At 41.1% G+C, this 20428-nt stretch carries 13 protein-coding genes; 11 read left to right on the forward strand and 2 right to left on the reverse strand.

The window, feature by feature from the left end; translation table 11 throughout:
- Positions 1-3 precede the first annotated feature (3 nt).
- The 4 genes from AN392_RS13090 (at position 4) to AN392_RS13105 (ending at position 6116) form a co-directional block, all read left to right on the forward strand.
- Positions 4-318, forward strand: coding sequence for a hypothetical protein (locus AN392_RS13090; protein ID WP_010387596.1), 315 nt, complete (start codon positions 4-6; stop codon positions 316-318).
- A gap of 172 nt (positions 319-490) precedes the next feature.
- Positions 491-1744, forward strand: coding sequence for a TolC family protein (locus AN392_RS13095; RefSeq protein ID WP_055012966.1), 1254 nt, complete (start codon positions 491-493; stop codon positions 1742-1744).
- Positions 1741-2970 carry an efflux RND transporter periplasmic adaptor subunit gene (locus AN392_RS13100; protein ID WP_055012967.1) on the forward strand — a complete coding sequence of 410 codons (1230 nt, stop codon included), beginning with the start codon at positions 1741-1743 and terminating at the stop codon, positions 2968-2970. The genes AN392_RS13095 and AN392_RS13100 overlap by 4 nt, the downstream gene beginning before the upstream one ends.
- An 8-nt stretch (positions 2971-2978) precedes the next feature.
- Complete coding sequence (locus AN392_RS13105; protein ID WP_055012968.1) at positions 2979-6116, forward strand: efflux RND transporter permease subunit; 3138 nt, start codon at positions 2979-2981, stop codon at positions 6114-6116.
- Between the two features lie 63 nt (positions 6117-6179).
- Here the strand turns inward: AN392_RS13105 and AN392_RS13110 are convergent, their stop codons facing one another.
- On the reverse strand, positions 6180-7412 hold the full coding sequence (locus AN392_RS13110) for a TMEM143 family protein (protein ID WP_055012969.1): 1233 nt from the start codon (positions 7410-7412) through the stop codon (positions 6180-6182).
- Between the two features lie 145 nt (positions 7413-7557).
- On the opposite strand from AN392_RS13110, the gene AN392_RS13115 reads away from it, so the two are divergent.
- The 3 genes from AN392_RS13115 to AN392_RS13125 all read left to right on the forward strand — a co-directional run bounded on the left by AN392_RS13115 (position 7558) and on the right by AN392_RS13125 (position 11786).
- Positions 7558-8142 (forward strand): YqaA family protein, encoded by a 585-nt coding sequence (locus AN392_RS13115; protein ID WP_010387603.1) that lies wholly within the window; start codon positions 7558-7560, stop codon positions 8140-8142.
- 64 nt (positions 8143-8206) lie between these two features.
- The gene (locus AN392_RS13120) at positions 8207-9106 is read left to right on the forward strand and encodes a GGDEF domain-containing protein (RefSeq protein WP_055012970.1); all 900 of its coding nucleotides are present in this window, start codon (positions 8207-8209) and stop codon (positions 9104-9106) included.
- 76 nt (positions 9107-9182) lie between these two features.
- Complete coding sequence (locus tag AN392_RS13125) at positions 9183-11786, forward strand: DUF2339 domain-containing protein (protein WP_055012971.1); 2604 nt, start codon at positions 9183-9185, stop codon at positions 11784-11786.
- A gap of 42 nt (positions 11787-11828) precedes the next feature.
- Here AN392_RS13125 and AN392_RS13130 read toward each other — a convergent pair whose 3' ends face one another.
- Positions 11829-15269: a PAS-domain containing protein gene (locus AN392_RS13130; RefSeq protein ID WP_055012972.1), complete on the reverse strand. Its 3441-nt coding sequence runs from the start codon at positions 15267-15269 to the stop codon at positions 11829-11831.
- A 449-nt stretch (positions 15270-15718) separates the two neighbouring features.
- Between AN392_RS13130 and AN392_RS13135 the strand changes: the two genes are divergently transcribed.
- From AN392_RS13135 to AN392_RS13150, 4 genes are all read left to right on the forward strand, one after another.
- Entirely contained in the window at positions 15719-15982 is a 264-nt protein-coding gene (locus AN392_RS13135; protein ID WP_008464847.1) for a DUF4212 domain-containing protein, read from the forward strand.
- Positions 15983-15992: 10 nt separating this feature from the next.
- On the forward strand, positions 15993-17717 hold the full coding sequence (locus tag AN392_RS13140) for a sodium:solute symporter family protein (protein WP_055012973.1): 1725 nt from the start codon (positions 15993-15995) through the stop codon (positions 17715-17717).
- Between the two features lie 140 nt (positions 17718-17857).
- Positions 17858-19696 (forward strand): DUF294 nucleotidyltransferase-like domain-containing protein, encoded by a 1839-nt coding sequence (locus AN392_RS13145; RefSeq protein ID WP_010387614.1) that lies wholly within the window; start codon positions 17858-17860, stop codon positions 19694-19696.
- Between the two features lie 5 nt (positions 19697-19701).
- Positions 19702-20325 (forward strand): 3'-5' exonuclease, encoded by a 624-nt coding sequence (locus AN392_RS13150; protein WP_055012974.1) that lies wholly within the window; start codon positions 19702-19704, stop codon positions 20323-20325.
- Positions 20326-20428: the final 103 nt, after the last annotated feature.

Here is a 20428-nt window from a genome sequence, read left to right on the forward strand (position 1 = left end):
ACTGTGCGTTCAAATCGTTTTTTAATTGTAATGTTACTTGTGCTTGTGCATAGCTTTATAAGCTGTGACGGCGCCGCGTACCATTTACAAGAAGACGTTGACCACGTAAATAGCTCATTATCGCAACTAGGTTCATCTGCTGATGATAGCGATAATGCCCCAACAACAGAAATACATGCTCACCAGCATTGCCACAGTGGTTATAGCCACAGCTCAAATCACTCAATAACTCCCGAGAAAAGTAAACCAACTTTAGCGATATGCTATCACGGCTTACATTATCCACCAGACGTACCGCCACCGAATTCATTTAGCTAGTTCTTAATTTAATTTCAATTAATTACAGTGCTTTTAGCTGCCTACACATAAGTGTTTTATGGGCCGTTATAGGCATGTTTAGATTGCTGAGCAATTTACACTGTCGCTATCTTTTGCGTAGGTTGTGAATGGTTTGCAAGTGAACTCTGTTTATTAAAAACGGACAAGTTATATGAATAAAAAATCAATTATGTTGGTGGTGATGCTGTGCACGCTGCCTGCTTTTAGTGCGTTTGCAAATGTTAAAACACTAACTCTAAAACAAGCGTTGATAAATACCGAGCAACAAAATCCGCTATTAAAACGCTACCCTTATCATCAAAAAATACTCAGCGCGCTTAAATCTCAAGCTGCACTTTCGCCTAACCCTATCTTAAATATAGAAGCTGAAAATCTGCTGGGGACAAACGATGCACGTGGTGTGCAAGACGCTGAAATAACCTTGGCATTTAGCCAGCTTATAGAGCTTGGGAATAAACGCCAAAGCCGTATAAATTACGCTACGGCAAACATTAAAGCCCAAGCAATACAATATCAAAATACTCGTTTAGCCTTATTGGCAACCACTGGTGAGCGGTATTACGAAGCGCTTAAATTTCAAACCTTACTTTCTCTCAATAGCGAACGACATCAGGTTGTAAGCCAAGCACTTAAAGCAATAAAGCAGCGAGCTGATGCTGGCGCTGTATCGCAAGCGGATGTAACCCGCATGCGTTATGCGCTTAGCCAAGTTGAGCTTGATAAAGCTAAGCTAAATAGTGAATTTGAGCGAGCGCGTTTATCGCTCAATGAGCTATGGAGTGAGCAACATGATTACACGGATTTAGCTGGGAATATTAATACATTAATGCCGCTTAGGTCTGAGCAAGGGTTACTTGATGCGGTTAACCAAGCGCCTGATTTTGCAATGTTACAGCAGCAATACTTACAACAAGCGGCCAACTTAGCGCTGCAAAAAGCCAATGGGCAAAGCGATATTAATATAGGTGCAGGCGTGAGCTACAACCAGCAAAACAATACCAGTTCGTTGCTGTTTTCGTTTTCAATGCCATTGCAATTGAGTAACTCAAATAGCGGTAATATTGAAGCAGCTAACAGTCAGTTAGCATTGTTACGTGAGCAGCAAGGACTGTTACGGGTTCAATTACGTCAGCAAGTTCGTACTTTGTATACCTATTACCAAGGTAAGACATTACAGGCACAGTTGTTATCTGGGCAAGTTATTCCCCAAGCTCAAACACTCATTGAGCAAAGTTTAAAAAGCTATCAACGCGGACAAATTTCGGTGTTGCAATTGCTCGATGCTCAACAAGCTCTTTTTGACTCTAAACGCGCGTTGATTAACACATATGCAGCGTTATATCAGACCCATCTCGCACTTGAGCGTTTAACTGGCCAATCTTTAACTGAGACTTTTCAATCATGAACAACACTTTTATCGCATTATTAGTATTTCTCTCGTTTGTAGCTAGCTTAACAAGCACACATGTATTTGCCTCAGCAGAACATGACCAAACAGAGCAAACCCAAAAACAAGGTCCACACGGCGGCTTTTTATTAACTAACGAAAAGCTCACTCTTGAGTTAAAGCTGCAAGAATTGGCAGGTAAAGTTGAGCTGCGCGTATATGGTTATGAGCAAAATCAGCCGGTAGATGTAAACGATTTAAGTATAGAAATAAACTTAAAACGCTTAGTAGAAACGCCGCAAAAAATACAATTTACCCGTGAGAATGGCTACCTTGTTAGCACGCAATCGATAAATGAGCCACATTCGTTTGAGCTTTTGATTACTGCTAATTATAAAGGTGAACGCGTCAGCTTTGAGTACTCTCAGCACGAAGGCCAAACTGTGCTTAGCGAGCGAGCAATTAAAGGCGCGGGCATTAAAACAGAGATAGCACAAAGCGGCGAGGTTGATATTTCCGACACGCTGTTCGGTGTTATTACACCTACACAGCATGGCACAGTAGAAATTATGGCGCCATATACCGGATTGATCAGCGATATTTTTGTCAGTATTGGTCAAACCGTTCAAAAAGGCGATGTACTGGCCAGCGTCACCAATCGCGAAACTTTGCAAAACTACAGCATTAAAAGCCCTATTAGCGGTGTGGTAACCGAACAATATTTAAAGCGTGGCGAACTGGCAAGTACTCGTGCGCTAATGCAAGTCGTGAACCTTGATAAAGTATGGGTTGAGCTCTCAGCCTTTCCTGAAAATATTGAAAACCTAGCCATTGGTCAAAGCGCTGTCGTGTACGATTTACATCATCATTTAAATGCCCAAGGTAAGGTGTTTTTTATAGCACCTATGATGACTGGCGGGCATATTGCACGTGCTCGTATTGAGCTTAATAACCCTGATGGTCATTGGCGTCCAGGTATGCATGTTAATAGTGATGTCAGTATCGATAAGGTTAATGCTAACGTGCGTGTAAAGCCTGAGGCTATTCAAGAGTTTAATGGTATGGCGAGTGTGTTTGTGCGTAAAAATAGTGTGTTTGAAGTACGCCCTGTTACTTTAGGCGCAAAAAGTAGCGAGTGGGTTGAAGTGATCGCGGGTTTAAGCCCAGGTAGCGAGTACGTCACAACCAATAGCTATGTGATCAAAGCCGATATTTTAAAAAGCGGCGCAAGTCACGCTCACTAGGAGGTACCATGATTAACTGGATTGTTTCTTTTGCGGTTAAACGCCGCATGATGGTACTGGCACTGACATTTTTATTTGCTGGGTTTGGTGTGTATAACATCCAAAACTTAGCGGTAGATGCTGTACCCGATATTACCAATGTACAAGTGCAAATTAACTCTAAAGCGCCTGGTTTTACGCCGCTTGAAGTTGAGCAGCGTATCACTTACTTAGTCGAAACAGCGATGGCGGGTATTCCTAAGCTTGATTATACCCGTTCGCTTTCTCGCTATGGGCTTTCTCAAGTAACCATTATTTTTGATGAAGGCACCGATATTTATTGGGCGCGTCAACAAATTGGTGAGCGTATTCAAAGTATTCGCGCCGATTTACCTAATAATGTTGAGCCAAACCTTGGACCTATTGCCAGTGGTTTAGGTGAAATATTTACCTATAGCGTGCATGCAAAACCCGATGCGTTAAAAAGTGATGGTATGCCTTACAGCGCCGAAGATTTACGTACTTTACAAGACTGGGTTATTCGTCCGCAGCTTTTAAAAGTAAAAGGCGTAACCGAAATAAATAGCCAAGGTGGCTTTGAGCGCCAGTACCAAGTTGCGCCCATACCAGAAAAGCTCATCGCTTATAAGGTAACAATCAACGATGTTATTAGTGCACTTGAGCTTAATAACAGCAATCGCGGAGCCGGTTATATAGAGCGCTTTGACGGCCAATATTTAGTGCGCTCCCCTGGGCAATTAAAAACATTAGCGGATATAGCAAACACCGTTATTGCTAAGCGTGATGATGCTCCTGTACGAATTAAAGACGTGGCAAATGTATACTTAGGAAAAGAACTCAGAACTGGCGCGGCTACTTATAATGGCGAGGAAACCGTATTAGGCACGGCGATGATGCTAATTGGTGAAAATAGCCGTGTGGTTGCCAAAGCCATGGCTGATAAGCTTATACAAGTACAAAAAAGTTTACCTGCAGGGGTTATTATTGAGCCTGTTTATGACCGCACCAATCTGGTTGATAAAACCATCGCCACAGTACAAAAAAACCTGTTTGAAGGTGCGGTATTGGTCATCGTCATTCTGTTGTTATTGCTTGGGAATATCACTGGTGCGCTTATTACCGCCATGGTTATTCCGCTGAGTATGCTATTTGCTATTACAGGCATGGTGGGCAATCGAGTCTCGGGTAACTTAATGAGCTTAGGTGCAATCGATTTTGGATTAATTGTTGATGGCGCGGTGATTGTGGTTGAAAACTGCCTTCGTCAATTAGGGATGGCTCAACATAAACATGGTCGCTTACTTACGCTCAGTGAGCGTTTAGAGGTTGTAACTTCAGCCACCAAAGAAGTGTTTAGCCCCGCAGTATTTGGTATTTTAATTATTATGTTGGTGTATTTACCGCTATTTGCGCTCAGTGGTGTTGAGGGCAAAATGTTTCAGCCTATGGCGTTTACCGTGGTTGCCGCGTTAATAGGTGCACTTATTTTTGCTGTCACCTTTGTGCCGGCGGCTATTGCCGTATTTGTGCGTGGTAAAGTAGATGAAAGCGAAAACGTAGTAATGCGTGGCGTTAAAAAAATCTACAAGCCACTGCTTAACTTATCGCTTAAATTACCGTGGGTGATGGTGAGTATTGCTACTGTTTTGGTATTAGTGCTTGGCTTTAAAGTTAAAAATATGGGCGCCGAATTCTTACCGCAGCTAGATGAAGGTGACATTGCAATGCATGCGCTGCGTATTACTGGCACCGGTATTGAACAATCGGTGCAAATGCAAAAGCAGTTGGAGCAGGCTTTATTAGAGCAACCTGAAATTGCAAACGTATTTTCAAAGATTGGCACCGCGGATGTAGCCAGCGATCCTATGCCACCTAATGTTGCCGACACTTTTTTAATGTTAAAGCCGCGTGAGCAATGGCCAGATCCGTCACTAAGTAAAGACGCTTTAGTGCAGCAAATTCGTCATCGTGTGAATGAGGTACCGGGTAATAACTATGAATTTACCCAGCCTATAGAAATGCGCTTTAACGAGTTAATTGCCGGTGTGCGTGCCGATGTAGCGCTGCGTATTTACGGTGACGATTTAGCCACACTTAAACAGTTTGGCGAAAAAGCCACTGGTTTAATGCGAAATATTACCGGTGCTACTGATGTTCGTTTAGAGCAAATGGAGGGCTTGCCTACACTGTCTGTTACCCCAATGCGAGATCATATGGCGCTATTAGGATTAACCGTAAACGACATTCAACAAACCCTTGCCGCTGCTGTTGGTGGGGTGCAAACAGGGCTAATTTATGAGGGCGATAAGCGCTTTTCGTTATTAGTACGCTTAGATAAGCGTTGGTCTGATGATATCTCTGTGCTTGCGCGTTTACCTATTGCGTTACCTAAAAGTAGTAACCCTGAGCTTGCATTTGTACCGCTTGGAGAAGTGGCTACAATTAGTATTGAAAAAGGCCCTAATCAAATAAATCGCGAAAGCGGCAAGCGCAATGTGGTAGTAACAGCGAATGTAACAGGACGCGATTTAGCCAGTTTTGTAAGAGATGCCCAAGCGACTATGAACGCACAACTTAATCTACCCAGCGGTTATTGGCTTGAATACGGCGGTACGTTTGAGCAATTACAATCGGCGAGTAAACGGTTGTCGTTGGTAGTGCCTGTGACTTTATTGCTTATTTTTGGCTTACTTTATAGTGCTTTTGGATCGCTGCGTGATTCACTCATTATATTCAGTGGTGTACCACTGGCACTGACTGGTGGGGTATTGGCATTATTGCTACGAGATATGCCGCTTTCTATTTCAGCGGGTGTGGGGTTTATTGCGCTAAGTGGAGTTGCGGTATTAAACGGTGTGGTGATGCTGTCGTTTATTAAGCAGTTACGAAATGAGGGGTTAAGCTTATACCATGCAATACATAGTGGGGCATTACAGCGACTACGCCCAGTGCTAATGACCGCGCTTGTGGCTAGTTTAGGCTTTATACCTATGGCGCTAAATACCGGTACCGGCGCTGAAATACAACGGCCTTTGGCAACCGTGGTGGTAGGTGGAATTATGTCATCCACTTTGCTCACATTGTTAATTTTACCAGCACTTTATAAATTAGTGCATGCAAAATTTAAAAAGCAGCAAACAGCCTAAATTAGGTAATAACGTAAAAAGCAGCTGAAGTGTCAGCTGCTTTTTTGTTAAGTAAGGAGTTGCTTAGTTATATTGAAATAGGCTATCCCAGCGCTCATCTAATATGGCTTTTGCGCGCTCTAGATTTACCGCGTTATATAGGGTGTTTGTGCAAGTTACTAAATGCATACGTTCAAGCTTTTCAAGCGCGTCGCTAATTTCAAAATCTAGCTCGCATTGGTACTTGCTTTTAAACCACGTCTCTATCTGCTCATCAAGTGCGTGAGCACTTACGCCACTTTCTGATTTTAGTAAAAACGTGTAGGCCAGTAGGGCTTCTTTAATGTCTTCTTCTTCGGCGGCGTCTATAAGGGTATGAAAAACACCGGCGTTGTTATCAAGGTTTTTAAAGTAAAGATTATCGCTCAGCGCTTTCATAAATTTAATTTTACGGTTTTTAAATTTACTCCACTCTTTAAACACAAAACTGCCAAATACTCCAATACCAATGGCTAACGTAATAAAGTGCTGCTGAGTCATGGTAACGGCTTTATCACTAAACCCTCCCCAAAATGTAAACAAAGCAAACAGTAAAAGTAATGAGGCGCCCAGTTTGGTAACTAATACTACCGCACCGCCAATAAGTGCCGATGAGCCAATAATCACTTTATCAATAGGGCGCATGCGTACTTCGCTATTAGGAAATAGCATTTCTAAGTCAGCTTTTGGCACATTTTGAAATAGTTTTACTATGGTTGAGCTGGGCTCAAACCCCATAGGTAGTTTATTTTTTGATTCAAAATAGGCTTTATCTTTAAAACGGATAAATACTGCTACGCGATCGTAGTTGGTAAAATGCAGTGGCTTTTTACGTAACCCCCAAAAACTGGTTATGGTTTCGCTCAGCTGTGACTCGCCACGGCGATAAAAAACCACTTCTTCAAAATCCTCAAACTCTACCTCAAGGCGAACTTTAAAAAGCGATTCTTCGTTTAATGCATCTTGTAGGTCTTGATGGGTGATCACTTCAAAATTAGCCGCATTTAATACGTTGGCGAAATCTTTAGCAAAATCGCGTTGGCACTGGGCTTTTTGCTCATCAGTCACGCTGTTTATTAAACGAGTATCGCTATTTGGATCAAAAGGCGCGTAATTGTTTTTTAATGACTCAAGTGTGCCATGGTACTGAAAGTGAATTAAACTGGCTAAAAGTTCACAAAGCTGCTTAAAAGAAGTTTGTTGATCTTTGGTAAGCTCTTTGGCGCACATTGTAATGATGTCGTGTTTTCTAAAAGGAATGTAGCGAGCAGTTTGCATATTGTGAAAATTTTAAAAGTATAATGGTATATAAAGATAATAAAGCAGTCTTTTACTGATTACTATGTTGACTGTATTTCTTCAGGTAGCATTAACCTAATTATGAGATGATTTAATCACTTACCTAATTGCTAACAGGACGTTTATGGCTATACAAAAAAAGCTCAAGCAAAAAACACGTCAGTTTATTGAGTCTAAAAATATGCTGGGTGGGATTACTATCGCCTCATTTTTAGAATCCACCATAGTTCCCATTCCACTTGAGGCAGTGCTGGTACCACTTATGCAAGCAAGGCGGGAAAAGCTTTGGCAAATTGCCCTTATGGCAACACTTGGCTGTATTGTAGGTGCGTTATTTGGCTATGCTTTAGGCTATTACTTATTTGATATTATTGGCGATTGGGTTATCAACACATTCTCAAGCCCTGAGCAGTTTGAAAATGTAAAACAAAAAATGCAGGCACAAGGATTTTGGTTTGTGTTAAGCCTAGGTATCGTTCCTATTCCGTTTCAAATTGCGATGCTGGCCGCTGGCGCAACTAAGTATTCGCTGGCGCTGTTTTTATTAGCAAGCGCTATTGCTCGCTCTATACGTTATTTCGGTTTGGCAATCGTGGTGTATTATGCGGGCAATCAAGCTGAGCGTATTATCAGCAAGCACAAAACTAAGACCATGATTGGGTTAACTATTTTAGTTGCAATTGGCTGGGGTGTTAGCACATTAATTTAAATTAATCAGTTTTAGTTTATGGTATAGTTTTTAGCAACAATAATAAGTTTAAATACAGCCTATGATGAGTCCGGAAAAAGTGAGCCTCAAGCTCAGCCGTTTTGTAAAAATTACCAGATTAAACAAACTGTTAATTTTAGCTACGCTGGCGTTTATTATTGGCTTTTCAATTTTTTCGTTAATGCGCTTTCCTTTATTGGATTTCAAGCAAAATCTCTACGGCTTTACCACTGACTTTATTAACTTAGTGGTCATTTTTACTATTTTCTTTGTGGTGCAATGCTCACAGCTAGCTAAAAAAGCCTACTTGTATGTCAGTATCGGTTTAATGTTATGGATTGTAGGCTCTACTGCCGATGTGCTTGATGAAGTGATACGCCAGCCTTATTGGATAAGCAACTACATTGAAGATTTATGTCGCACATTAGGTATGTTAATTACCGCTTATGGTTTATTTAAAACCATGCACTTTATGCAGCGAATGCATACCCGTTTGGCGCAAGAATTTATTATAGATGATTTAACTAAAGTATATAACCGACGCTGTTTTTATCAGCATGTGAAGGAGGTTGTTAATAATCCTTACACTATTTTAATTATAGATATTGATCATTTCAAACGTATTAATGACGATTTTGGCCATGATGTGGGCGATCGGGTGCTTAAACAGTTCGCAAATAAAGTGAACCATCTTTTTAAAAATGAAAATATTTTTGCTCGCATAGGCGGTGAGGAGTTCGCCGCTTACCTGCCTAGTTATGAGCTTGATGAAGTGCTTAACTTTGCGCAGACTATTCTAGAGACTGCTCGAACTGTTACAGTACAAAACCAACGCTCTTTAACGGTTAGTATAGGTATTGCGCACCGCAGTAGCGAACAGACCTTTGACAATGTAATGAAACGTGCAGATCAGGCATTATACCGAGCCAAAAAAGCAGGCCGTGATCGCCTTGAGGTTGCTTAAACATAGTAATTTTATAAAATAGATTTCGCTCATGCTGTTTTTGGGGACTTGTGTTGCGAGATAAAAAAGGGACTGTATGGATGAGTTAATCGGATTAGCAATTATTGTATCTATTGCGATTGTTGCAGGGGCTATTTGTGGATTAGTGGCCTTAGTGCAATTGAACACCCTTAAACAAGAGGTTGCAGTATTAAAACTAAAACTATTACAGTTCGAGTTAAACTCAAATGCAGCAAAAAATGAAAAATCCTCCGCTGACCCTCAAGTAGATAACGCAATACCTCCAAACCGCTCAGATATTCCTGCTGCTGTTAATAAACCAGCGAGCATTAAACCTCCACCACCTCGTAAAACGATAACTAAAAAACCATCGAATATTGAACTGCTTTTTAAACAATTACGTGCAGGCTTCGAGAAAAATTGGATGACCTGGATTGGTGCTATTGCTTTGGCTTTAGGTGGCGTGTTTTTAGCAAAATACAGTTTAGAGGCGGGGCTACTTTCACCTGCAATGAGGCTCAGTGCCGGTGGATTATTTGGCATTGGCTTAATCGCAGCAGCGTATTATTTACATTATAAACGTATCGTTTTTGAAGGCTTTAATAATTACATTCCTGCAGCCCTTGCCAGTGGCGGCTTTATGACTTGTTTTGCCTTAATGTTTTTGGCCTATAACAGCTTTAGCATGCTAAGTGCTGAGTGGGCATTTATTGGCTTAGCAGTTATTGCTGTGTGTGCTAGTGCAATGGCAATAAAGCTAGGCCCTTTACTTGCTGTAATAGGCATTATAGGCGCATACAGTGTCCCTGTTTGGGTAAATACGGGCAGTGGGCAATTATTTTCTTTACTTATTTATGTTGCCCTTGTGAGTGTTGCTGCGGCAATAGTGGCACATAAAGTACAGCGTGTTTGGCTGTGGTATTTATTATGGGCAGGGCATATTGGCTGGTATTTGGTTGGACTCACTTTATTTACCTACGACACAGTGTGGTTAATAGGCGCTTTTGCGTTGTTAAGTATTTTAGGATTAATCGCTATTGCACGCTTAGGGTTAACCTTTAAAACCCTTGAAGTACGCCCGCACAGCTTTAAACGGTTAGTTAATTTATTTCCAGATCATGGTTTGTTACTGGCCTTTATTGCGCCTTTAATGGTTGCCATGCTGTTGAGTGTGTTTAATATACAATGGCAAATAGTCGCGCTATTAAGCATCGCTTTACTCCTATTTTTAGTGTTAAAAAATAGTCGTTGGGATGCATGGCAGGCTGTCTCTTTATTAATTGCACTGTTATTAGTGGTCAGTGCTAAACAAACTTATGCCTTTGATGACGCGTTATTCATTTTTAAAAACGAATACGGGCTAGGCTTATTACTTGCTCTTGGGTTAAGTGGCTATGGACTCTATTTTGGTAATAAATACCCAAAACGATTAGCTTTTCATTTGCTTGCTTCATTAAGCGTGTTTGTATTGGTGGGCACTTTGTATGCGCTGATCCCAAATACGGCTTTAGCAACCGCTTATCCACTTTGGGCGGTATTGCTATGTTTAATGAGTGCGGTGTTAATTAAATTTACACAAAATAATACAACTTTATGGCAGCGTTTTAGTTATTGGGTGGGGGCAAACGCCAATATCACCTTAGCAATTACAATGTTACTGAGTGATAGCGGCCTTACCATTGCACTGGCTGTTCAAGTATTACTGCTGAGCTTACTGATAAAAAAATACAATGTGGCTATGCCACACTGGCCAATAAAAGCGCTGGTGGCAGCATTACTTTTACGCCTTACCTTATCGCCGTGGACGCCTAGTTATGATGAACTAAGCATATTTGGTTTGCATTGGAGCTTAGTTGTTTACCCGCTGTGTATAGGGTTATTTTTTGCAGCGGCTAAATGTTTTAATACTTCAAAACTAAAAATATGGCTTGAAGGAGCAGCACTGCATTGTTTAGCGTTATTTGTGACAACCGAAACCAGTTATCAACTGGTAGGGCACTACCCTCAGCTGTTTTCTTTAAGTTTTTATGAGCAAGTTTTGCTCAGTTGTAACTTGCTTGCTTTAGGCTGCGTTTATTTATATCGCGCGCAAAGTGCTGGGCAGCTGGGTAAGTTATACCGCACTGCAGGTTTGATTTTATCAGCGTTAGCTGGCTTGTTATTAATCAATACAACGCTGGATAATAATCCGTTATTAATGCGTTTTTATGTTGGTGAAACGCCAATATTTAACTGGGTGATTTTAATTTGGTTGGTACCGAGCCTACTGGCGTTATGGTTAGCGAGTTTAGTTAAATCGTTAAATGCTAAATTGAGTCAAATTACACTCGGAGTGTCTGGTTTATTAGCCCTGTTAGCTATCAATACCTTGATCCGCCAATATTGGCAAGGTGGCTTCATTTATCTTGATAAAGCAACCAGTGATGCCGAACTATATAGCTATTCGGTTATTTGGTTGTTACTCGGCGCACTGGTGGTGATAGCCGGGCATTTAAAACAGCAACGGTTACTGCAAAATGTTGGTTTAGGTATTCTTAGCACTGTAATTGTTAAGGTATTTTTAATTGATATGGCAAACTTAACGGGACTTCTAAAAGCATTGTCCTTCACTGGTTTAGGGTTGTCGCTGGTAGGACTTAGTTGGTTGTTTCAAAAACTCAGAAAGCGCAGTCATAGTTAAGTTTAAGCCCAGTACTTACTGGGCTTAAACTCTTATTAATCGTCAAGTACTGTGATTCAGCAGTGCTTTAAGTTTGCCTGGTTTTACTGGCTTACTCAGGTAATGAATATTTTCGGCTTTGGTGGTTTGTTTTAGCTCAGTGTCACGCACAGCGGTAATTAAAATAGCCGGAATATCGCTTTGCCAAATCTCGCGTAGTGCTTTAATTACAGTAATCCCATCCCAATCATTACCTAATTGATAGTCCATTAAAATAACATCAGGTGCTCTCTGTTCTTTTGCATAAGTTAACACCGCGTCTACTTTATCGAATAGAGTGTAATTTGCCTGCCAGCGCTTCAGTAGGCTGGCCATGGCGGCAAGGTTTTCAGGATCGTCGTCAACGGCAATAATATTTATCGCGGCGCGGTTGTCGACTATATTTTGACTGGTTTGTTTTTGTTGTACTAATTGCGCATCACCATAAGGCACTTCAATGCTAAATCGGCTGCCTTTATTAGGTAATGAAACCACATCAATCGGCAAGCTCAATAAATCAGCCATACGTTTAACCACCCCTAAACCTAAGCCAACGCCTTTATTATCGCCCGCTTCAATTCGGTAAAAGTCGTTAAATATTTTTGCTTGTTCAATATCGCTAATGCCAGGGCCGGTATCCCATACTTCAATCCGTAAACTGTGTTTTCTGTTTCTACAAGCAATTAATACACGGCCATTTTCGGTGTATTTAATCGCATTAGACAGCAAGTTTTGTAGTATTCGGCGCAAGTAAGTAATGTCGCTGTGTACTATTTGTTTATTTGAACGCACTTTAAATGAAAGTCCTTTATCGCTCGATAAAATCGCATATTCGCTTTTAAGGGGATCTAAAATATCATCAATGCAAAAGTGACGAGGACTTGGGGTCATCGCCCCTTGCTCTAGCTTGGCAATTTCTAATAAAGCCGACATTAAATGCACGGTGGAATCGAGGCTATCACCTAGCTTATTAAAGTTATTTTTATTGGTGCTATCTAACTGAGTTTCATCAATGGCGGCGAGATATAATCGTGCCGCATTGAGCGGCTGTAAAATATCATGGCTAGCCAGTGCTAAAAAGCGGGTTTTACTATCATTCGCTTGCTCAGCTTCGCGCTTGGCTAAAGTAAGTGCTTGCTCTGTTTGTACGCGACTATCGATTTGTGCTTGCAGGTTACTATTAATGGTTTGCACCTCTTGGGTACGCGCTTCAATACGGTTTTCTAAGTCCATATTGATTTCTTCGAGCGCATTTTGCGTACTAATATGATTGGTAATATCAGAAAAGCTTGTTACAAACCCCCCATCAGGCAATGGGTTGCCTATCATTTCGTAAACTTGGCCATTACGACGATGGCGAATAAAGTGATGTGAACTGCCATTTTTTAAATGCTGAACACGCTTATCAACATGGCGCTCGATTTCACCGGGGCCGCATTCACCGCGCTCTGCGTTATAACGGATTATTTCTTCAATTGGCTGGCCAACTTGTAAAAAACCTTCAGGGTAATTAAACATTTCGCTGTAGCGCTTATTCCAAGCAACGAGGTTGAGATCTTTATCTACCACAGAGAGTCCGTGGCTTAAGTTTTCTAGTGAAGTAAATAATAAGTTTTGATTAAACTGCAGTGCCTGTGTGGTTTCATCAAAAAAGTTTACCACTTCTTCAAACGCCATGCGTTTCCCAGATGATACTGTATGAATAAGTGCTTGCGCAGAGGAAGCACCCAATACACCAGTTAGTGCGCGTTCGCAGTAGGCAATAAAATCAGCGCGAGGGTGTGCGTTGTTGTCGTTTAAATCATGATGAAGTGCGTAATGCGATAAAATTTGTTGGCTACGCTGAATGCCTAAAAAGGTTTGCAGTAAAATTTTAAAGTCGTATACCGTGGCTTTTACGTTTTTATTTAAGCGACGAGATAAAATGGCCTGATCTTTGGGATTAACAAATGCCGCTGCTTGAATTTTATCAATTAAGCGCTCTTCAGCTCCTAGTGAAAAGCTAATGTAACAGCCAATATTAGCAAACAACGCGATTAAGGTGCCTCTAGTTATAAGCGTTTGCTGTAGCTCACTGTCTAGTGGGTTAGGGGCTTCTAAAATAGGTAGCATCAAAAATAGCACCCAACAAATGACCCCTGCGAGTAGCCCGGCATAAACACCATAAGCATGGCCTTTTCGCCAATATAACCCACCCACAATAGCAGGCAATAATTGCGACACCAATGAGAAAGCCACTAACCCCATACTGGCCAGCGCACTGCCACTACCAAACCATTGCTGATAGAAGTAGGCTAAAATAAGCACCCCAGCAATGGTAAAGCGGCGCACCAATAAAATGCGGGATTTATAGCTGCTGGTGATTAAATTACGTTTAAATTTACGACGCAACATTAAGGGTAGCACCACGTCGTTGGAGATCATGGTGCTTAGCGTAAGCGTTGCAACAACAATCATGGCTGTGGCAGCAGAAAGCCCACCTATAAACACAAAGGTGGTTAAAAAAGCGTTATCGTGCAGCATAGGCAGTGCCAGTACAAAGCTGTCAGGTGATAAACTACGACCAATTTCTGGATGAATAGCAGCGGTGGCTATAGGTAAAATCATTGCAGCGGTCAATAACAAGTACAATGGAAAAGCCCAGCGAGCAGTAAATAAATGGCGCTTATCTTGGTTATCAACCACGGTGACATGAAATTGCCGTGGCAAACAAATAATAGCGGCCGCCGCCATCAGCGACTGACCTACAAAGTTAAAGCTAAAAAAGTCAAACTGCGCCCAATGCAGCCAAATTGACTCGGCGACTTGGCCAGAACTTTCTGCGGGTAAATTAAATAAGCTATATATTGCAAGCCCTGCTACAGCAGCCAGAGCAAACAGCTTTATTAGCGACTCAAACGCCACAGCAAGCATTAAGCCTGAGCGGTACTCGGTTACATCAACTTTGCGCGTGCCAAAAAATATAGCAAATAGTGCCATCATTAAAGTGGCTGATAACGCCAAAATATCCCCAGATATTTGATTACTACTTTGCAAAAGTAAAAAGCTAGAACTAAGCGCTTTTAATTGCAATGCAATGTAAGGAATAGTGGCCAATAAGGCAATAATGGTTACCATAATTGCAGTGGTTTGGCGTTTGCCGTAACGCGCTGAAATAAAGTCGGCAATAGTGGTGATATTTTGTTTTTTACTCACCAATACCAGTTTACGTAAAAAGCCTTGGCCGAAAAAAAACAGTAAGGCGGGTCCTAATAAAATAGGCAAAAAGCTCCAACTACTAGTAGCAGCGGTACCTACCGAGCCATAGTAAGTCCACGAAGTACAATAAATTCCCAATGCAAATGAATACACAAATGGGTGATGACTAATACGCTTGGCAAGTGGGGTGGTCTTATCACCCCAATTTGCCAGCCAAAACAGTACGCCTATGTAGCCAAAGGCAACAATGAGTAGTACAGCTGTCATGTTTATTTAACCTCGTAGAGTGTTTTTATAATTTGTCATAACTATACCCAAACTATTTCAAGATGCGAGCGCCAGTTGGAGTTTGCTTATTAACAATACCTAGCTGCAAATAAAGTAGGGGGTATACATTTTGTTTATGTTATCTATAAATAAAATAAAGCTATGATATTTAAGGGTTAATTTGTTTTTGTCTATTTAGTTAGACTAATGTCTTATTCCCACGGTTTGTTTTAATTTGGCTAAAAACTTGAGCAATAAAAATCTATTAAGCTACTGAAATTTAAGTGGTTCATGAGTTGTTTGCTAATTGATCATGCGCAGTTTACGAAAACGTTAATATGTTGTTACGACTATTGTCGCAATTCAATATTTGAATTGCATTGCTAAATTGGTTAACGAATATAAAAAACCACCCATCACAATCGTGATGTTTAAAGGGGAAAATAAAAATGGCTTTTAAAAATGAAGAACAAGCAAAAGCTTATTGGGCAGAAAACATTTCATTACTGTTTAAATTATTAGCAGTATGGTTTGTGGTCTCTTTTGGCTTTGGCATATTACTGGTTGATGTACTTAATGAAGTACGTTTTTTTGGGTTTAAACTTGGCTTCTGGTTCGCCCAGCAAGGCGCGATTTATACCTTTGTGGCTTTGATTTTTGTGTACGTTTTCAAAATGAATACGTTAGATAAAAAATATGGCGTAGACGAATAGGAGCTAATCAATGGATGTTCAAATACTCACATTTATAATTGTCGGTTTAAGCTTTGCGCTTTATATCGGTATTGCAATTTGGGCTCGTGCTGGGTCAACAAATGAATTCTACGTTGCTGGTGGCGGTGTACCTCCACTAGCCAATGGTATGGCAACTGCTGCTGATTGGATGAGTGCTGCGTCATTCATTTCAATGGCGGGTATTATCTCGTTTGCGGGTTACGACGGAAGTGTTTACTTAATGGGGTGGACCGGTGGTTATGTACTACTGGCTATGTGTTTAGCGCCTTACTTACGTAAATTCGGCAAGTTTACCGTGCCAGATTTTATCGGTGACCGTTACTACTCACGTACAGCGCGTTTAGTGGCTATTTTATGTGCCATCTTTATTTGTTTTACTTACATTGCGGGTCAAATGCGTGGTGTTGGTGTAGTGTTCTCTCGTTTCTTAGAAGTTGAAATTGAAACCGGTGTGTACATCGGTATGATCATTGTTTTCTTCTATGCCGTACTTGGTGGCATGAAAGGTATTACTTACACGCAAGTTGCGCAGTACTGTGTACTAGTGTTTGCTTATTTAGTACCGGCTATTTTCATCTCTATGATGGCAACAGGTCACTTTTTCCCACAAACTGGTTTTGGTGCCACGCTAAGTGATGGCTCTGGAATGTATGTATTGGATAAACTTGACGGTTTAAGTGCTGAGCTTGGTTTTGGCCAATACACTGAAGGTTCTAAGAGCATAATTGATGTATTTGCAATCACAGGTGCTCTTATGGTGGGTACAGCCGGTTTACCACACGTAATTGTTCGCTTTTTCACTGTTCCTCGCGTAAAAGACACACGTATTTCAGCAGCGTGGACACTGGTGTTTATTGCTATTGTTTACACAACAGCACCCGCAGTAGCTTCGTTTGCCCGTGTAAACATGATTGACACAATAAATGGTAAAGACGGAAGCGGTACAGCGTATGCAGAGGCACCAGCTTGGATCAAAAACTGGGAACGCACAGGCCTAATCACCTTTAATGATAAAAATGGTGACGGCAAAATGTTCTACACATCAGGTAAAATCACTGACCCTAATAGCGCAAACGAAGTAAATGTTGACCGCGATATTATGGTACTAGCGAATCCTGAAATAGCCGACTTACCAGCCTGGGTTATTGCACTCGTTGCAGCAGGTGGTATTGCCGCGGCGCTATCGACTACAGCGGGCTTACTATTGGTTATTTCAACCTCAGTATCGCACGATTTACTTAAACGGACACTCAAACCGGATATAACCGACAAGCAAGAATTACTTGCAGCGAGGTTGGCAGCGATGATTGCTATTGTAATATCCGCTTACTTTGGGATTAACCCGCCAGGATTTGTGGCCTCGGTTGTTGCCTTTGCCTTCGGCTTAGCGGCGGCGAGCTTCTTCCCTGCAATTATTATGGGGATTTTCTCTAAATCAATGAATAAACATGGTGCAATTGCAGGCATGGTAACGGGTATCACCTTTACTGCTGCATACATCATCTACTTCAAGTTTGTGAGTCCAGAGCTTAATAGCCCAGAAAATTGGTTCTTAGGTATTTCACCTGAAGGGATTGGTTTAGTAGGCATGATCATTAACTTTGCAGTAGCTGCAGGTGTTATGAAAATGACTCAACCGACACCAGTTGAAATTCAAGAAATGGTTGAAGGTATTCGTAATCCTAAAGGGTCTAGTGAAGCGCATGCTCACTAATCCATATATCTAATGATATAACGCATCAAAGCCCGACTTAAGTCGGGCTTTTTATTTGTTTAAATAATGACTACATTAAATAATCGCTATATTAAATAACCATATTTCAGGTTAAGTCGCTTTTTTATTGAGGATGATTTATGAGTAGTGAGCAACAGGAAGTCGCGCAGTTTATTAACAAGCAAGCACCATTTTCAATGTTACAGGACAGTGCCTGCAGTTATTTTGTTAACCATCTCGATAGTATTTATTTGACCCGAGAAAACCAAACGCAATGGCTTAACAGTGAACAGCCTAAATTATTTTTAATTCGTTCCGGGTTATACGATTTAGTGGATGCTCAAGGCGATACGGTAACGCGTTTAACTCAAGGTGATTACTTTGGTTATCCCTCGTTACTGACGGGAGATTCAATACAAAACAGTTTAGAAGTACAAAAAGAGGGCATTGTCTATATGCTCGACCAAACGGATTTTGATTACTTACGTCGAGAATATAAAGCATTCGAGCAATACTTTGTTCGTGCTCATGCTAATCGATTGCTGTCATCACATTATAAAAGTAATAACGACAGCTGGTCTGAGCGTAAAATATCAGAGATCATGACTCGCAAAGCGATTACGCTGCCCCCCGATGCCAGCATCCGTCATAGTGCTAAAAAAATGCAAGAGCATGGGATTTCATCAATGATGATCACCGAAAATTCGCATCTTGTTGGAGTAGTTACAGATCGGGATTTACGTAACCGAGTGCTTGCTGATGAAGTGGATCCCGCGCAAGCTATTAATAGTATTATGACCAATAAGCCTAAGTTTATATTTGAAAATAACCGCGTATTTTCAGCGCTGCACTTAATGCTTAAGCATAATATTCATCATTTACCTGTGCTTGACGAAAACCACAAACCGCTAGGAATGATCACCAGTACAGACTTACTACGCCAACAAAAAAGCGACCCAGTGCAGCTAATTGGTCGTATTTACAAGGCCCATAATGTGGCTGATTTAAAACGTTACGCGAAAGAAATTCCTGAGTTATTAAAAGGGTTTTCAAATAATATTGATGATATTTCGCTGATCGGAAAGTTACTCAGTGGTTTAACCGATGCGTTGACCTCGCGGCTAATTTTTTTATTTCAACAACACCATGGCGCCGCGCCAACCAGTTTTAGTTTTATTTGTTTTGGCTCTCAAGCGCGCGAAGAGCAAACACTGCATTCAGATCAAGATAATGGCTTGTTATTACCTGATGGTCTAAACGATGAACAGCACGCATATTTTAAACAGATGGGCGAATTTGTTTGTGAAAACTTAGTTGAGTGCGGCATTCGTCGTTGTCCTGGTAACATAATGGCTAGCAGTGATGCGTGTCGAATGAGTGTTAGTGATTGGGGGGCGAAGTTTTTAAAGTGGATCACCAGTCCCACACCCCAGGCAATGCTCAACTGTAAAATCTTTTTTGATCTGCGCTTTATTGAAGGCTCAACCACACTCTATAGCCAGTTTTGTGAAGAGTTGACCCATATTTCTCGCAACGATCTTTTTTATGCGGCAATGGCCAGCGATGTTAACGCTAACAGTGCGCCGATTGGTTTATTCAATAACTTTAAAACCGAAAAAACAGAGCAACACCATAAGTACATCGATCTTAAAAAGCGCGGGGTGGTGATCATTAACGATCTAGCGCGACTTTATGCATTAAAAGTAGGCATTCGCCGTGCTAACACCCAAGAGCGATTAGACGCCTTATTAAAGTATTCACTATTAAGCAAAGAAGATATTTATAATTTAAAAGATTGTTGGCGATTTTTAACTCAGCTTCGGCTGCGCACGCAAATAAATGAAGAAGGGTTACCTAGTAATTGCATTAACCCAGACAAACTCAATTCGTTAGAACGTCATCAGCTTAAAGAAGCGTTTTACCTAGTAAAACAAGCGCAGCAAGGCGCGGCGTTTAAATTTGCGCGTGGGAGTTTGTAACAATAATGGTTAAGCTGCTTATTACGCGATACTTAAAGCGTCGCCATTTGCTTGCGCAAAGTGCTTTAAAGCAACGTTATTTAGTGATTGATTTGGAATTAACAGGGCTTGATCCTAAACAACATGAAATTGTCTCGGTTGCTTGGGTACTGATTGAGAATCAATGTATCAAAAACAGTCAATCGCGGCATATCGTTAATAAAGAGGTTAAAAGTCTAGAGCAAAGCCCTGTTTTTCACGGCATTAGTACTGACTCGGTGGCACAAGGGCAAAGCCTACAGAGTATTTTAATGTCTTTAAGCGCTCACTTTAGTGACTGCATTTTAGTATTTCATAATGCCATGCTCGACTGGGGCTTTTTAAAGTTAGCACTAAAAAATGCAGGGATCACCCAGCGGCCTAAGCTGATCATCGATACCTTACAAATAGAAAAAAAGCGCTTACTGCAACACGCAAGCGATATAAAATTAGATGATTTAACCTTAAATGAATGCCGTAATCGCTACGATTTACCAAGCTATCATTGCCATCATGCGCTTACCGATGCACAAGCCACTGCTGAATTGTTATTAGCCCAATGCCATCAAATAGGCGCCGGTAAAGAACTTAAAGTAGGGGATCTAACGTAGGTTGGTTAAGGACAGCGAAACCCAACTATAAGAAACCCAACTATAAAGTATGCACTAAGCTTAATTGCATGCAGTTTACTTTTATTCTTGTTTGTATAATTAT

It is taken from the genome of Pseudoalteromonas sp. P1-16-1b, assembly GCF_001401785.1.
GTDB lineage: Bacteria > Pseudomonadota > Gammaproteobacteria > Enterobacterales > Alteromonadaceae > Pseudoalteromonas > Pseudoalteromonas undina.

What these genes read in the sequence shown, in the direction of transcription:
- AN392_RS13120 (WP_055012970.1), top strand. Translation starts at nt 8,207, where the DNA reads ATGAGTCCGGAAAAAGTGAGCCTCAAGCTCAGCCGTTTTGTAAAAATT.
- AN392_RS13095 (WP_055012966.1), top strand. Translation starts at nt 491, where the DNA reads ATGAATAAAAAATCAATTATGTTGGTGGTGATGCTGTGCACGCTGCCT.
- AN392_RS13140 (WP_055012973.1), top strand. Translation starts at nt 15,993, where the DNA reads ATGGATGTTCAAATACTCACATTTATAATTGTCGGTTTAAGCTTTGCG.
- AN392_RS13150 (WP_055012974.1), top strand. Translation starts at nt 19,702, where the DNA reads ATGGTTAAGCTGCTTATTACGCGATACTTAAAGCGTCGCCATTTGCTT.
- AN392_RS13135 (WP_008464847.1), top strand. Translation starts at nt 15,719, where the DNA reads ATGGCTTTTAAAAATGAAGAACAAGCAAAAGCTTATTGGGCAGAAAAC.
- AN392_RS13115 (WP_010387603.1), top strand. Translation starts at nt 7,558, where the DNA reads ATGGCTATACAAAAAAAGCTCAAGCAAAAAACACGTCAGTTTATTGAG.
- AN392_RS13100 (WP_055012967.1), top strand. Translation starts at nt 1,741, where the DNA reads ATGAACAACACTTTTATCGCATTATTAGTATTTCTCTCGTTTGTAGCT.
- AN392_RS13110 (WP_055012969.1), bottom strand. Translation starts at nt 7,412, where the DNA reads ATGCAAACTGCTCGCTACATTCCTTTTAGAAAACACGACATCATTACA.
- AN392_RS13130 (WP_055012972.1), bottom strand. Translation starts at nt 15,269, where the DNA reads ATGACAGCTGTACTACTCATTGTTGCCTTTGGCTACATAGGCGTACTG.
- AN392_RS13105 (WP_055012968.1), top strand. Translation starts at nt 2,979, where the DNA reads ATGATTAACTGGATTGTTTCTTTTGCGGTTAAACGCCGCATGATGGTA.
- AN392_RS13125 (WP_055012971.1), top strand. Translation starts at nt 9,183, where the DNA reads ATGGATGAGTTAATCGGATTAGCAATTATTGTATCTATTGCGATTGTT.
- AN392_RS13145 (WP_010387614.1), top strand. Translation starts at nt 17,858, where the DNA reads ATGAGTAGTGAGCAACAGGAAGTCGCGCAGTTTATTAACAAGCAAGCA.